The sequence below is a fragment of the Flavobacterium flavigenum genome (assembly GCF_027111255.2).
In the GTDB taxonomy this organism is placed as follows: Bacteria; Bacteroidota; Bacteroidia; order Flavobacteriales; family Flavobacteriaceae; genus Flavobacterium; species Flavobacterium flavigenum.
The window spans coordinates 868,806-885,593 of the sequence record NZ_CP114285.2; the positions used below are offsets into that span (position 1 = coordinate 868,806).

At 35.9% G+C, this 16,788-nt stretch carries 10 protein-coding genes; all 10 read right to left on the reverse strand.

The window, feature by feature from the left end; genetic code table 11:
• Positions 1 to 123: 123 nt before the first annotated feature.
• Entirely contained in the window at positions 124 to 2,349 is a 2,226-nt protein-coding gene (locus OZP09_RS03155; protein WP_269236494.1) for a multicopper oxidase domain-containing protein, read from the reverse strand.
• Between the two features lie 14 nt (positions 2,350 to 2,363).
• The gene (locus OZP09_RS03160) at positions 2,364 to 3,188 is read right to left on the reverse strand and encodes a DUF3347 domain-containing protein (RefSeq protein ID WP_269236495.1); all 825 of its coding nucleotides are present in this window, start codon (positions 3,186 to 3,188) and stop codon (positions 2,364 to 2,366) included.
• 143 nt (positions 3,189 to 3,331) lie between these two features.
• Entirely contained in the window at positions 3,332 to 3,700 is a 369-nt protein-coding gene (locus tag OZP09_RS03165; protein WP_269236496.1) for a hypothetical protein, read from the reverse strand.
• A gap of 182 nt (positions 3,701 to 3,882) precedes the next feature.
• Complete coding sequence (locus OZP09_RS03170; RefSeq protein WP_281310277.1) at positions 3,883 to 4,404, reverse strand: DUF3347 domain-containing protein; 522 nt, start codon at positions 4,402 to 4,404, stop codon at positions 3,883 to 3,885.
• A complete protein-coding gene (locus tag OZP09_RS03175) occupies positions 4,401 to 6,842 on the reverse strand; it encodes a zinc-dependent metalloprotease (RefSeq protein ID WP_281310278.1) in 2,442 nt (813 codons plus the stop codon). Before OZP09_RS03175 ends, OZP09_RS03170 begins: the two co-directional genes overlap by 4 nt.
• A 5-nt stretch (positions 6,843 to 6,847) precedes the next feature.
• Positions 6,848 to 8,272 carry a RagB/SusD family nutrient uptake outer membrane protein gene (locus OZP09_RS03180; RefSeq protein ID WP_269236499.1) on the reverse strand — a complete coding sequence of 475 codons (1,425 nt, stop codon included), beginning with the start codon at positions 8,270 to 8,272 and terminating at the stop codon, positions 6,848 to 6,850.
• A 5-nt stretch (positions 8,273 to 8,277) separates the two neighbouring features.
• Positions 8,278 to 11,922, reverse strand: coding sequence for a SusC/RagA family TonB-linked outer membrane protein (locus OZP09_RS03185; protein ID WP_281310279.1), 3,645 nt, complete (start codon positions 11,920 to 11,922; stop codon positions 8,278 to 8,280).
• 134 nt (positions 11,923 to 12,056) lie between these two features.
• Positions 12,057 to 13,205 carry a FecR family protein gene (locus OZP09_RS03190; protein ID WP_269236501.1) on the reverse strand — a complete coding sequence of 383 codons (1,149 nt, stop codon included), beginning with the start codon at positions 13,203 to 13,205 and terminating at the stop codon, positions 12,057 to 12,059.
• Between the two features lie 137 nt (positions 13,206 to 13,342).
• Entirely contained in the window at positions 13,343 to 13,903 is a 561-nt protein-coding gene (locus tag OZP09_RS03195; protein ID WP_269236502.1) for an RNA polymerase sigma factor, read from the reverse strand.
• A 357-nt stretch (positions 13,904 to 14,260) separates the two neighbouring features.
• Positions 14,261 to 16,537, reverse strand: coding sequence for a catalase/peroxidase HPI (gene katG, locus OZP09_RS03200; protein ID WP_269236503.1), 2,277 nt, complete (start codon positions 16,535 to 16,537; stop codon positions 14,261 to 14,263).
• Positions 16,538 to 16,788 lie beyond the last annotated feature (251 nt).

Here is a 16,788-nt window from a genome sequence, read left to right on the forward strand (position 1 = left end):
AGTATATTGGGAAGTAAAATAAAATTGGAGAGCAGTTATTCATCTAATGCAAGAAAATCATCATAAAAAAACTCCAAAAACATAGCTTTTGAAGTTTTTTATTTATTGCAATTATTAGAAGTTCTAGTAATTCAGGTTCAAACCAAACCCTACTCCCATATCACTGTCGTAATGCGTGGTGAGTCCAAAATTCTTTCCTATTATATATTTCAAACCTGCCATATATTCTTTGTCGGTATTCCACATCAGGTTCATTCGCAGCCTTTTCGAAAGAGGAATATCCATCCGTTCCAGCTGAAAGCGAAAATTACCATCAGTAAAAACTTCTGCCTGTGCAACAATTAACATTGGCAGAGTATAATTAACTCCGGCACTAAACACAGCTCTTTCATTTTTAGTATTGGTTTGTCCAAAGAGGTTCTTTTCATACTCCCCCATCTCCATCTTACGGTATCGCCAGTCAAACCCGATAAAAGGCATCAGCCACTGCATTTTGCCAATATACCTTCCAATATGGGTCTCTGTTTCGTAACCATGCATATCGGTGTACCCTAGCCTCCATTCAGTTCCTATACTCCATCGCGTATTTTGATACATTGCTTCACCATCATTACCATTGGTAGCAAAATCATTTTCTGCCATAAAATGGAACATCCTGTCATCAGCAAAGAGTTTTCTTTGAGCCGCTTTAGAATTTTGAATTTCCGGGTTAGACTTTTGGTTTTCATAGCTAAAAATCCTTCCCATACCACTCATCATATGATAAAGAATATGGCAATGAAAAAACCAGTCCCCTTCAGCATTAGCAGTAAATTCTATTGTATCGGTTTCCATTGGCATAATATCAACCACATTTTTTAGTGGTGCATAATCGCCCTGATTATTAATCAGACGAAAATCATGGCCATGCAAATGCATTGGATGGCGCATCATAGAACCATTGTACAATACAATACGCACATTCTCTCCTTTCCTGATCAGGATTTTATCTGTTTCAGAAATTACTTTATTGTCCAGGCTCCAGACATAACGATTCATATTGCCGGTAAGCTCAAACCGAAGTTCTTTGACAGGTGCATCCTTGGGAAGTGTCGTTTTAATGGTAGATTTGAGCATACTGTAATTTAAGGTTACAATATCGGACAATGCATTACTGTTGTATTGCGAAGATCCTTCTTCAGTATGGTTTTTATGGTTAGATTTTTCATTTTTAACTGCTTTGCCTGTTATCTCAGGATACATGACTACATTCATATCCATTTGATTCAGGGACATGCTCATACCCATATCATCCAGATCTCCATTCATTTTCATCATACCGTTCATCATCTTCATTCCTTCAAAATATTTTAATTTGGGAAGTGGTTCAACAAGCTGTTTGATTCCCGAACCAATATACAAGGAAGCCGATTTAGTTCTGTCTTCTGGTGTAGCCAAAAATTCATACGCTGTCTGATCTGCCGGAATTTTTACCACAACATCATAGGTTTCAGAAACTGCAATAAGCAGACGATCCACTTCTACAGGTTCTACGTCATTGCCGTCGTTTGCTACAACTGTAATTTTACCTCCTGCATAGGTAAGCCAAAAATTACTTGAAGCACCGCCATTAGAAATCCTCAAACGGACTTTATCTCCCCCTTTAAACTGAGACAACTGACTTTCATTTTTGCCATTCATTAAAAAACGGTCGTAATAAACATCACTTACATCCATGGCGTTCATTCGTTTCCATTCATTGACCACTTTCGTAGAAAAATGTCCCTGCCTGATCGCTTCTCCATAACTTTGGGTTGTTCCTTTTTTTATCGCAAACCAATCACTGGCATTATGCAGAAGCCTGTGAATATTGTGAGGTTTCATATCAGTCCATTCACTTAAAATAACAGGAACGGTGGGCAGATCATCAATACCTTTTCTAAAAGTAGGATCATCTGTTTTTTTATTAATTATAAAGGATCCGTACATCCCAATTTGTTCCTGAAGCCCACTATGGCTGTGATACCAGTGCGTTCCATGCTGAATTATGGGAAAAGTATATTTATAAACCGTATGCGGTTTTATAGGCATTTGTGTCAGATAAGGAACCCCGTCTTCCTTGTTAGGCAAGAATAGACCATGCCAATGAAGCGAAGTTTCTTCATCCATTTCATTGTGTACATAAATTTCGGCAATATCGCCTTCTGTGAATGTAAGTGTCGGCATCGGAATTTGTCCATTAACGGCAATAGCTCTTTTTTGTGTGCCTGTGAAATTGACAAGAGTATCCCTGACATAAAGATCGTACCGTACCACTTTTTGCGCAGTTGCAGTAACAGCAATCAGCAATAGTATATAGATTGATTTCATTCTTTAAATTTGAATTATTGAATGGTTTCTACCGTTTTACCACAGCTTAGCATTTGGGAACCATAATACGGATTTTTTATGGTATTCTCTCTGCTTAGCCAATTAGCATCTGCCATTGGGCAATATTGATAATAAACAGGCGCTGCTCCTTTAGCCGTTTTGAGCAATTCATAAAGATTTTTAGACAATCCCTTAAAACTTTCCCTTTGTTTATCTATTCCTTTTGCTGTTGCAATCGCGCCCGACTGTGCAGTCAATACTGAATTTAATTTCATCCAGATTGTATGTTCCTGTTCAGATAACGATTCCATTTTTATACCCGAAACAGCATCCAGAAATGCTTTTGCTTTGGAAGCTACAGCTTCAGTATCAGACTGAATAAAAGCATCATTAAGAGCAAAATAAGCATCATAAATTCTTTGAAATGAACCTGCTTGGGCTGCTTCATTATGAACTTTATGAGAAGTAGACACCATTTCAGATTTTGGTTCATCCTTTTTTAATTCCCTTACATATTTACAACAATCAGGAAGTTTGTCATAAGCCGATTGTGTTGCTAAAAAACTGCTATTGTCATAACCGGCTAGAGCAATACGTTTTAAAATCTGATCGGTATTTGTTTTTTTGGGATCATAGGTTACAGAAGCCATTTTGGTATTTTTATCCCAAATAACGGCAGCCACATTTTTTTGATTACCTGCTTGTTCTATATTGTCCTTGCACATGGAACAATTTCCATATATTTTGATGTTCTCAGTACTATCATTTTTAATCTGAGACTGGCTACTAACTGATAGCAACAGGAATATTGCCATCATTATATTTTTGAATGGATACATAATAGTTTTTTTTAAAAGAATAATAAAAATCAAATTACAGCAACTTATTCAAAGCATGGTTGAATTGAAAAGAACTGATATAATTAAATCCTGAGCATTAACTGCTCGTAAATGGACAGACCTTTGGCTGTCACACAATTCTATTAGCCTATTTTAGGGATTAGCCAAAGTGATCTGTAACCTGTCGATACAAGAGTTTCCAAATCTGGGAATCTTTGTGCTGCAGAAGCAATTTCTATTACAGTATTTGAAGTGACTGTTGGGGTAAAGAATAAAAATACTGAGCATGAAAAACTGCAGGCACATTTTGTATGTGTACATTTTCCGCCATCACAATTATGATTTTTATTTTTGGAATCAGATGATTTACAGCAGGAATGTTCTTTCACATTCTTTGCAGACATCTCTTTATGAGAAGGAGATTTCAACGATTTAATAGTACAGGCCATACCGGTGCCGGGCATCAGCAAGAAGCCCAAAATAAATAATAATAAAAGAAAAATCCTTTTCATTATTCCTGTGATATTTTACAAAGATATGAAATCTATATTCATCTTTTTGCCCGATTAACGTTCCATTAGTAATGTTCTTTTTTGAATATTTTAAACACCTATCCAGGCAAAAAACATCATTTATTAAAAAGGCAAATACGGCTCCCTTTCAGAATACCGTATTTGTCCAACTAATTCAATTTTTATAAACTTGCTTTTACTTCACCGCAAGTCAGCATATTTTTTGGATAGTAAGGATTTTTGATTTCCTTACTGTCACTTGTCCACGCCGCCCCTGTCATTGGGCAAACCTGAAGATATAATGTGGCGTCCTCAGCCTTAAACTTTGGAGCCAGGTCCCAGAATTTAACTGAAAGTTCCTGAACAATCTCACGCTGTTTATTGATATTTTTCGTTGCTGCTACCTGACTTACAAGATCAATGATTACTTTTCTTTTTGCAGTAGCTTCATTCATTTGTTCAAGCGTCAGTTTTTTAAATTTGAAGTTTTTTAATGAGGTCTTTAATGCTTCTGCACTTTTAGCAGCAGCAAGACTATCTGAAAGGACAAGGCTGTTTTTTAAAGCCAGATAATTATTTGTGATTTCCTTTTTTTGTGCTTCACGTTTTGCTACTAACTCAGGTGTTACTTCTTGTTTTGATGTTAACTGTGCCTGCATGAATGTGCTTAAGCAAATAAATGCTGTAGCTAGTATTTTTTTCATATATCTGTTTTATTTAATTTTGAAATAATTTTGTCAATATCGATCAGAATACTTTCGAAATGATCTTTATTAATTCCTGTTGCTGAATTCATTAATCTGGTAACATCTGCCCTTAATTTTACTAAGTGCTGTTTTCCATACAACACTACATCGCTGCGTTGTGCCGTATTTGATGCTTTGCCAGGTTCTAATTCCTTTGGTAACAAAAGCATGCCCAATTTTTCGACATATGCCCGCTGAAGGCTTCTTCTGTAAAAATCCTGCTTTTCATCACCGCTGAATTTTATCCAAACTGTCTGCTGTAAATCGTTTAAAAACTCAGGAACCGTATAAGCCCCTTCAAATTGCAGTGATTTAAGACTAATATTATAAAGCATGCCTGAACTTAATAGCATATTTAATACCTGGTTTTGCTGATCTAGTATTTGATCCGCTGTCTTTAAACGAATAAGCTGGTCAATTTCCTGAGGGTACATCCACAGAGGAGGAACAAACAATTGTCTTCCTACATAATCGATAGCCGCTTTTACTTTTGCTTTAGGGATTGGCTGATATACAATTCCTTTTTCATCAACTGTTCTTTTTGTAACGTAGTTGTTGCCAATATTTTTCAGTACATGATACAAATACCTTGAATATTGCGCTAAAACCGCTTTATGCATGTCATCTAAATTATCATAAGCATCGTTTGGCTCGTAAGTCCATTCTATAAGCTTAGGTACAACACGTTTTAAATTTTTAATTCCGTAATCGCTGGCAAGCACTGAGTCATCACCCAAATCTTCTGACTGGCTGCGCGGATCTTCGTCTTTTCCTTCACCTCCAAACCATAATTTAGGGTTGGCAGTCAGACTATCCGTAGCCATTTTGCTTAGTATTTTTTCTTCTTCAAACTCATCTTTTGCGTTTGGAAGATAGCTGTAACCCCACTTAATAGCCCATTTGTCATACATTCCAATTCGAGGGTAAATCCCTGCCGGCCCAATATTATCTTCTGGTTGCGCTACATAATTAAAACGGGCATAGTCCATGATAGAAACTGTATGTCCATTCGCTTCGACCCATTTTTTATCACGAAGTTTTTCAACCGGAGTAGCACTGCTCGCGCCCATGTTATGACGCAAACCAATAGTATGACCAATTTCATGCGAAGAAACAAAACGGATTAACTGTCCCATTAATTCATCATCCAAATGCATTTTTCTGGCTTTTGGATCTAAAGGTCCAGCCTGAATCATATACCATCTTTGTACCAGTTTCATAACATTATGGTACCAGCCCACGTGACTTTCGATGATTTCCCCACTTCTCGGGTCACTTACACGCGGTCCGTAAGCATTAGGCGTTTCTGAAGCATAATATCGTATCACAGAATATCTTGCATCTTCAAGACTCATTGTTTTATCATCTTCCGGCCATTCTTTACCAACAATTGCATTTTTGAAACCTGCTGCTTCAAAAGCTTTCTGCCAGTCATTAATACCTGCAATTAAATACGGTCTCCATTTTTTTGGCGTTGCCGGATCAATGTAATAAACGATTTGTTTTTTAGGCTCAACCAGTTCTCCTCTTAAGTACTTTTTGATGTCTTTGTCTTTTGGTTCCAGACGGTAGCGTTGAATAATGAATTTTTTCTCGGCCCGCTGCTGGTCGTCATCAAACAAAACATATTTATTGGCAAAAAAACCGACTCTTTCATCTGCAAAACGTTTCCGCATTGGCGTTTTTGGCAGCAATACAATTGAGGTGTTCAATCTTATTGTTACTGTTCCGCTGCTTGCTAAAGAACTCGTATAGGTTCTTGTTGATTTTACCTCAATGTTGATTGGATACGTTTCAATACTTTCAATAAAAGATTTATCATCTGCAAGAGTGGTTAATTTTTTTTCTGTTTTTTCTTTGGTTTCCAGAGAAAACATGGCATTGTCTTTTTTGAAAGCATCCGTAACATCAATAACAACATATCCATTATCAGGATTGGTAGTTTTTATTGGAAAAGCGCCTACAATAGGATTCTCGTTACTGCCCGCCAATGCTTTTGCCAGCATTGAATCTGCGTTACGAACATCCTGTCTGTATTGTAGTGATCTTAAAAAAACAGTATTATTAGTCCCCTTTTCAAAATAAATAGTCTGCTCATTCGCTTTTTCACCTCCAAAAATCCCCATTCCTTCAGGTGTCGAAAGGTATCGGGTTACTACCAGTAAGTATCTGTTAAACAAACTGTCCGGAATTTGAAAGTAGTATTTCGTATCTACCTGACTTACTGTAAAAAGACCTGCTTTGCTTTTCGCTTTATCGGTAATTACTTTATTATAAGCCAGCATCCCTTTTGGTTGCGTACTGGTACTATCTGCTTTTTTTTCGGTCACGTTTTGTGAAAAACCATGCTGCTGCGTGGCCAGCAGCATGATTAAAATTAAAAATAATTTATTCATCAGGATTAAAATGGGACTTTTTCGTCTGTGTTTAATGTAAGTTTTGGATTTTTCATCAAAGCTGTTAAAGGAAACGGCACAATGTACAATCTGGAATTTGGCTGCAACGTATATGTTTTTTGCGGAACAGTTTTGTTAACAATTGGAAATACTCTTGTAATTGTTTTTGCATATTCCGGTTCCGTATTTAACCTTTTAAGATCGAAAAAGCGATTAAAACCAAACATTAATTCTTTTCTGCGTTCATTTATCACCAATTCCATTGTTTCTTTTCGGGTAGCCGGTACCGCTAAATTTACCGTACCAGACAAAATACGTTTTGCTCTTAATTGATTTAAGATATCAACAGCTTCAGTAAGTTTGTTTTCTCTCGCATAGCATTCAGCAAGCATCAGGTAAACCTCGGTCGTTTTCATTCCGACTGTTGGATAAAAAAATCGGGTATACTGTGTTGACCAGTAAGCGGTATTGGAACCCTGATCTAAATTGGTTGTACTGGTTGTATTAAAAAACAAATTAAAACGTGCATCATTAGTACCGAATAGTGTTCTCAGTTCAGGGCTTATAATATTTTGCTGTGCAAAGTTCATTTCATTATAACCTGTCATGTACATATAACTAAGCACCTCTATATTATTTGCAGCAGGTACAGCAACCGCTGTTGGCCCTCCCTGAGCGCTATAGGCTACCAAATCAAATATTTTGTTATTGTAGCTTAATGATTTCTCCGCGGCTTCTTTTGCAAGAGCAACTTCGCGTTTGAACAAATGGACTTTTGCTTTGAAAGCATAAGCAAATGCAAGTGACGGATGATAAACATCACGAGGAGTTTCTTTAAGATATGGCAATGCCTCTTCAATATCTTTTTGAATAAAATCATACACCTGTGCTACTGTTGATTTTGACGGCTGTGCTTCTAAATCGAATTTATCCATAATGCAAATACCTCCATCGGTAGCAGCAGTCTGCGGATCATAGCCTTTTGCATAGTGATTTACTAACAAAAAGTGATCGTATGCTCTGTAAATTTTTGCCTCTGCTTTTGCTAATTGTTTGGTACTTCCTTCACCCTTGCTGTCATCTACCAATGAAATAATAGTATTCCATCTGTTAATGTAAACGTAAGCCTGGTTGTAAAAGCTAGAGCCAGACATTAAAGAAACCCTGTCAGTAGTTTCGTCAAAGGTAAAATTGATCGTGTTGATATTAGGAGTTACTCCTATTACAGCTGATTCTCTCATCCATTGGTCGTCTACCAAATATTGAAAGTTGTTGATCGGATAACCTCTGTTTGGCAGGGACACCATTTCGTAAAATTGATCTGCAGTCTCTATTACTAAAGCTCCTTTAGGAGTAAGGTCTGTATACTCTTCGCAGGATGCTGCACCAAACATTACCAGCAACAGCATTATGATATGTATCTTTTTCATTTTTTTTAAAGGGTTAGATTAAAACCAAATAAGTATGTTTTAGGCAATGGCAAATTACGTGTTCCGGAGTTTGCAGAATAAACTTCGGGATCAATACGGTTTCCGGCTGCACTCCAATACCAGATATTGTTTACCTGGAAAGTAAATTTTGCTGATTCCATTTTGATTTTGTTTGCGAAAATCTTTGGAAGACTATAACCTAATGAAATGTTTCTAAGTTTGATATAATCTCCATCTACCACATTCACATCCGAATTTCTCCATTGGCTGCTGATTGTCCCGGCATAACTTCTAATGTTTTCTGCAAAATCTACATACAAACGTGTGTTGCCATTTGGATTTGCATCTGTATAACGATCTGAAATCCCTGAAAGGTTTACTGCATCTGTACTCATGTCGATAGTCTCTTTGCGCATTACGTTACCTCCGGAGAAAACAAACAGCATATTCAAATCGAATCCCTTATATGAGAATCGCTGTGAAAATGAACCTGTATAAGTTGGGGTTAAACTTCCCATTTTTACCAATGCATTTGGATTAGAAACTGTTTTTATACTCGTTGATACCGGGTTTCCATTAGCATCAAAAGTGATTGATGGATTTCCATTTTCATCCAGAACATATGGGTATCCATTAGTTGTACCTCCATATTTATAAGCATACAGGGTATTGAACACATCTCCATCAAAAAAGTAATTTGATGGCGCACTGACATAAACTGATGAAGATGATTGTGCTCTGGTAACTTTATCAATTGTAGTTTTGTTGTAACCAAAAACTACATTAGAATTAATACGGAAATTACCATTATTAAACCATTCAGAACCAACAGTAAATTCAACCCCTCTGTTTAATAAAGCACCAGCATTGATCCTTCGGCTTGTTGCCCCAACGGTAGGGTCTAAATCAGTTGTTACTAATAAATCACTGCTTAGTTTACGATACACATCAATACTACCTGTCAGTTTATGTTTTAATACAGTATAATCTAAACCTAAATTGGTTATTTGTGTTTTTTCCCATCTTAACATTGGGTTAGGCTGAGATGTAATATTTATATACTGTAGAGACTGATATAAATTGTCGTTTCTTCTTGTAGCTGTTACGTAAGGTGTTGTACTTTGATCGACATTTCCACTTACACCATAAGTAGCCCTGAATTTAAGCATGTTAACCCATTTTACTTCTTTCATGAAGTCTTCATTACTAATATTCCACCCTAAACCTGCAGACCATAATGGACGGTTTTTATATTTAGAATCTACTCCAAATAAATCTGCACGATCCACGCGGTAACTTCCTGTTACGTTATATTTAGATAAATAAGTATAACCTGCTGTACTGAAAACAGAAAAGAAGTGATGTAAAACTTCCGTTTGTGATCTTGACAAAGCTCCTAAAGTAGCGTTACTCCCATAAATATAACTAGGAACTCCTGTTTGGCTAAGTGAAAGGTTATTCAATGTAGCAGAAGTAAGTGTAACCGGATCGTAACCATATCGTATTTGTTCAATACCTCTTGGAACAAAAGTTTCGCGCATTTCAAAACCGGCAACTGCATTAAAAGAATGCTTCCCTTCACTAAAATCCTGACTAAAATCTAACTGATTTCTAAAAGAATAGTTACTTGCCTGACTGCTCCATTGTTTGTATCGCCCTCCTGCAGAAAAACCATCTACATAAGTGTAGACATTTGTAGTTGGGTTATATCCTGTCAAGGCATTGATGGCATAACGCATTCTGTATGAGTCAACGGCATAATATTGATCGTTATCATTTTTTCGTAATTCATATTGAAATTGTGTATTAAAGCTCAACCCTTTCCATATCTTAGCACGAAGGTTTGTAAAAGCTCTTAAACTTAATGAGTTTTCATGTGTGATACCTTCATTAAGTGCATCCAATACGTTAAAATTCACTGATTTAAAACCACTTAAACTGTTTATTTTTGCAGCCATAGCCGGGTTAATAACACTACTACCGGTAAAACCATCTTTAATACCTACAAACTGTGATAATACGCGGTCTCCGTTATCATCTGTAATACGTTCGTATCTTTTTTGAATATTATAATTACCGAAATCAAAATCAGTAACATCATCGTTGCTATAGGTAGCATTTACTCCGAAAGTTGCATTTAACCAGTTGTTTACCTGAAAGCTGCTTTTAGCATAAAGATTAAACGCCTGACTTGTGTTGTTTACGATACGATTATCTGCGGCGTCATAATTTAATGACACATACGTATTTTGTTTAGTGGTACTTCCTGAAAATGCTAAATTGTAACGTTGTCTGAATTCATTTTGCCATACATTATCACGATAATCTTTTATATAATCGTTCTTTCTCCACTGACCAATAGTTGTATTATAATCTGCATTGCTTATTTTTCCGTCTTCTAAGTCCCTGTTAAGCTGGTATAGAGGGCTGTAATATTTTGGGCTGCTGCTTCCAATATCCCCATAAGCGTTGAACATCGTAGCTGTATTGGCAAATCTGGCTCTTTCCCTGTTGTACACAGCTTGTTCAAAATCAATTAAATCGCTTGTTGAAGCATAATTCATGTCTTTAATATCAGGTTTGGTATTAATAAAGAAATCAGAATTTATGCTCACTTTTAATTTACCATTTCCTTTTTTGGTAGTCAAAACAATAATACCGTTTGCCGCTCTTGAACCATAAATAGAACCGGCTGCAGCATCTTTAAGCACGTTTACACTTTCAATATCATAAGGATTTATCTGATCAAGAGTCAATTCCGTTGGCAGACCATCTATAACCAAAAGCGGACTATAACCAACTTCTCCAACAGAAAAAGTACCAATACCTCTTAATATTGGCGTATCAGCCGAAGCTCCGGTTGGATTTTTCTGAAACATCAAACCCGCAACACGTCCCTCAAGGGCAGATGCTAAATTGGTGTTGATATTTTCGTTTAATACCTTTTCATCTACTTTAGTAATAGCACCTGTAGAATGACTTCTGGTAAGTGTTTGAAAACCTGTTACTACTACGTCTTTCATAACAGAGATTTTATCCTCAACAACAAGCGTTAATTCAGTGCGACCGCTAATAGCAAAAGATTTTTTTTCAATAGTTAGTCCAGAACACTCTAATATAGCGTCCAAAGGTGCATTATCAAAAGAAAAGCTACCGTCAAAATCGGTAATACTATGTTTATTTGTACCGAAAATTGTAACATTAACTCCCGGAAACGGCTCATTTTTACTATTTAATACTTTTCCTTGTATTCTTCCGGATCCGTTTCCCCGCTCCTCTTCTTTTTCTTTTGTTGCGGTTATTACTATGGTCTGATTGGTAAGTGAGTATTTTAAATTTTGTGCACTAAAAATTTGATTCAGTGTTTCTTTTAAACCAGAATTCTTAACATTAATTGTTACCGGTTTTGAATCTTTTAGTAATTTCTGCGTATAAAAAACTTCATAATTAGCCTGTTTTGCTACTTCTTTAAGAACTTTATCCAGTGGTGCGTCCTTAAAATTAATGGTAACATTTTGTGCATGGCTTGTAAAACTGCAAAGCAGCATTACCAAAACACTCAACATCAGGGAATAATCAGAAAAATTTAGCCTGGAAATTTTTTCTCTGAGTTTTTTGTAAGGTTTTTTTGGTTGTAAATTAAATTTCATACATTTACATTTAGTTATAGTTAAACAATAGTGGACACTTATATTGGCTATACACCTATTAACAACCAGAAGCATCGCAACTGCCTCTGGTTTTTTAGTTTATATAATCACAACATAATCCGTTACATTTAAAATCATGGATACACAATAATCGTTTTTCCTTCGACCTTAAATTTTATATTACTAAGCTCAAGCACTTTTAATACTTCAGACAAATTTTTATTCATAAATGTACCTCCGTTAAACCTCACGTCTGAAACATCGCCACGGTACTCAACTTTAATTCCGTACCAGCGTTCCAATTGTTTCATTACCGCTTTCAGGTCGGCATCATCAAATTTGAAGCGGCCATTTTTCCATGCAATAGCTGCTTCTGTATCCACTTTTCGAATGGTAATCCTGCTAATATTAGCAGACACATTAGATTGTTCTCCAGGCTTTAAGATTGCTTTTTGATTTTTAGAAGTAACTGCTACACTTCCTTCCAGTAATGTTGTTTTTACAGATGGTTCATTATGGTAAGCATGAACATTAAAATGAGTTCCCAGAACCTCTATAGACTGGGTATCTGATTTTACGATAAAAGGCTTATCTTTATTTTTGGCTACTTCAAAATAAGCCTCCCCTTCTAATTCTACGATTCTTTCTTTACCATTAAAACGGGTTGGATATTTAATAGAAGAAACGGTGTTTAGATAAACTTTGGTTCCATCTGCCAAAACAATATTATATTGCCCTCCTGTTGGCGTTGAAAGTGTATTGAACGAATTAGCATCAGCTTTTGAAACATCAGCATCAGGATTTATGGTATAAGTAATAACCCCGTTAGCATCCATTTTGATTGTAACTTCTTCTTTTTCTCCTTCGTGGGCAATAGTATCTTTTGCAGAAATATCAGACAGAACAATTTGTTTTCCGTTCGAAAGTGTTAAAATCCCTCTGTTACCTCCAGGGGCAATGTCCTTTGGTTTTTCAGCAACCTCAATAATTTGTTCTTTTGGTTTTGTAAAATAAAATATTCCTGTACCCAGCAATAAAACTATGGATGCTGCAGCAGCATATTTATAAAACTGATTTTTATTTTTTTCCGGACTGATGTTTTTGTCAATAGCTTTCCATGCGTCATCCAGATTTATATCCTTGATATCCGTTTGATAGTTATTTTGAACTTTCGCAAAATAAGCCCTATTGGCTGCAGATTGATTGTACCATAAATCAAAAACGGATTCTTCTTCGGGGGTAAGAGTATTATGTATTTTCTTTATGATCAGTTTAAATTCCATTTTCAGAATCTCTTTAAATTAACAATTACCTGATGTAATTTATAACTAAGACAACCGAAACTAAAGAATGGGTGACAAAAGTTTAAGAAAAAGTGAAGAAAAAATTAAATTTAACAACAAACTAGGTAACTTTCTTACTAATGAAGGGATAATAATGCTAATATAATAACCAATGATTCACTGATTTTTACCTTTGCTCTCTTAAGCTGCGTTTTTACAGTGTTTACAGAAATACCCATTTCATCGGCGATTTCTTCGTATTTATAATTTTCAATAAATTTAAGTTTGAAAACCTGCTGCATACTTTCCGGAAAAGTTTCTATAATCTTTAAAATATGATGGTAAAGAATTGTTTTCTCTTCTTCAGAAATCAAATCCAAATCTTCTTCTAAAACCAGCATTGAATTTAAATCAATTACATTTAAATCATCCGTTATTTTCACCGATTTCAGATAATTCAAGCATTTGTTGCGTACCATTGCATACAGGTAAGCTTTAAGAGAAGTTTTTATTTCAATGTTTTTTGCATTTTCCCATAACGAAATAAATACTTCCTGCACAGCATCTTCACTTGCTTCCTGATCGAATAAAAAATTGTTGGCATAGATAACCAGCCCTTTATAAAAATGGTTAAATACATTTTTGTAAACGGATTTATTTTGATTTTGAAGTTCTTTTAAGACAATATCTATTTCCAAAGTAAGTATAAAAAAGCAAATAGGCTACAAAAAACAAATCTATGTATTTTTAATTTTTCAGCAAATATGTATTGAATTTCTTTGAATAATCACAAAAAAGGCCGTTATATTTCCTTATTATTTTGAATATAAAAAAAATATAACATTAAAATTATAATAAAAAAACAATATTAGTACTTCTCTTACTATGCAAATAATGTTCTTTAATACTATTTATCTGAATGATATTTCTATCTATTACTAATGTACGAATATAATTAGGAACAACGTTTGTAAAACACTTCCATTTTACTATTAGGATTAAACTAAAAAAGGAGCCATGATCAGGCCCCTTTTATTTTTTAACTTAACATGAATTTATCTGATTAAATCAAATCGATCCAGATTCATTACCTTATTCCATACAGCAACAAAATCATTGATAAATTTTTCCTGTGCATCACTGCTTGCGTACACCTCGGCAATAGCTCTTAATTCTGAATTAGATCCAAAAACAAGATCTGCACGTGTACCAATCCATTTTGGCTGACCGGTATTGCGATCGTTTCCGGCATAAAGTTCTTTGTCATCAGATAAAGCCTGCCATTTTGTATTCATATCCAGTAAATTGACAAAGAAATCATTGGTAAGCTGGCCCGGACGATAGGTGAAAACACCATTTTTACTTCCGTCTGTGTTGATATCCAGAACACGTAACCCACCTAAAAGTACCGTTAGTTCAGGTGCAGTAAGTGTCAGTAAATTTGCTTTATCTATAAGAAGTTCCTCAGTAGATACTGTCGATTTTGCACTTCTATAATTACGGAATCCGTCTGCTTTAGGCTCTAGATAACCGAAAGATTCAACATCAGTCTGTTCTTGGGAAGCATCCATTCTGCCCGGAGCAAAAGAAATATTAACGGAATATCCTGCATTCTTAACAGCATTTTCTATTCCTGCATTACCCGCCAAAACGATTAAATCTGCCAATGAAACTTTTTTGTCATTTCCTTGTGCAGCATTAAATTCTGTTTGAATACTTTCAAGTTTGTCTAAAACCTGTTTAAGCTGCGCCGGATTATTTACCTTCCAGTCTTTTTGAGGAGCCAGTCTTATTCGTGCTCCATTTGCTCCTCCGCGTTTATCTGAACCTCTAAAAGTGGATGCCGATGCCCACGAAGTAGCAACTAATTGTGAAATACTTAAGCCTGAATTCAGTATTTTTTGTTTCAATTGAGTAATGTCATTTTCATCAATTAAAGTATGGTTAACTTCAGGAATAGGATCCTGCCATAATAACTCTTCCTGAGGTACATCAGAACCCAGATAGCGTGAACGTGGCCCCATATCCCTGTGTGTCAGTTTAAACCATGCACGTGAAAAAGCATCTGCAAAAGCATCCGGATTTTCAAGAAATTTGCGGGAAATCTTCTCGTAAGCAGGATCAAATCTTAATGATAAGTCAGTTGTAAGCATCGTCGGTAAATGCTTTTTAGAACTATCAAATGCGTCCGGAATAACAGGTTCTGCATTTTTAGCTACCCATTGGTGAGCTCCGGCAGGACTTTTGGAAAGTTCCCATTCAAAACCAAACAAATTTTCGAAGAAATTGTTACTCCATTGCGTTGGCGTTTTTGTCCACGTTACTTCCAATCCGCTTGTGATGGTGTCAGGGCCTTTACCTGAACCAAAACTATTTTGCCAGCCAAAGCCCTGTAATTCTATACCTGATGCTTCCGGCTCTTTATCTACGTGATCTGAAGAAGCAGCACCATGAGTTTTACCAAATGTGTGTCCTCCAGCAATTAGCACTACTGTTTCTTCATCATCCATTGCCATACGGCCAAAAGTATCCCGTATATCTTTGGCAGCCAGAATAGGATCCGGGTTGCCATCAGGTCCTTCAGGATTTACATATATAAGTCCCATTTGTACTGCTGCAAGCGGTTTTTCCAGATTTCTGGTATGAACCTGACCATCAGCATTGTCATCAGATGATACTACTCCATGGTCTTTCGGTACTCCATCTGAACCATCAGCATAACGTTCGTCTCCTCCCAGCCATGTGGTTTCAGAACCCCAGTAAACTGATTCGTCCGGTTCCCACACGTCTACTCTTCCTCCGGCAAAACCGAATGTTTTAAAACCCATAGATTCCAGGGCAACGTTTCCGGTTAATATCATTAAATCTGCCCAAGATATTTTTCGCCCGTATTTTTGCTTGATTGGCCACAAAAGTCTTCTGGCTTTATCAAGACTTACATTGTCAGGCCAACTGTTTAAGGGAGCAAAACGCTGTTGTCCGGCACCGGCTCCACCTCTTCCGTCATGAACACGATATGTTCCGGCACTGTGCCATGCCATACGAATAAACAAACCACCATAATGACCAAAATCTGCTGGCCACCAGTCCTGAGAATCCGTCATAAGCTCATGCAAATCCTTTTTTACAGCTTCAAGGTCAAGAGTTTTAAAAGCTTCTGCATAATCAAAATCATTTCCCATTGGATCTGATAAAGAAGAATTCTGTCTCAGAATGTTTATTTTTAACTGTTTCGGCCACCAGTCACGGTTTTTTGTTCCTGAGGCCGCGGCTTTGTCTATACTGCCATTATGAAAAGGGCACTTACTAATGTCATTTGATTGATTTTCCATACTATACTTTTTTGATTTTTTAGGATTAACCGAAAACGAATTTAAGAACTAAATGCTTAGACTTTATGCTTGTTTTATATTATATCAATCTGCTTTAATAGATAAAATCTATTGAAAAAATATTTTCAAAACTCTACAAAATTATTCGAATAAAAATTTTTAACTAAAATTACAAAAAATACTTTTTAATTTTTATGAGTATTATCTTAAAAAAATAAGTTGTAATCAATAAAGCTTAGACTACTAATAAT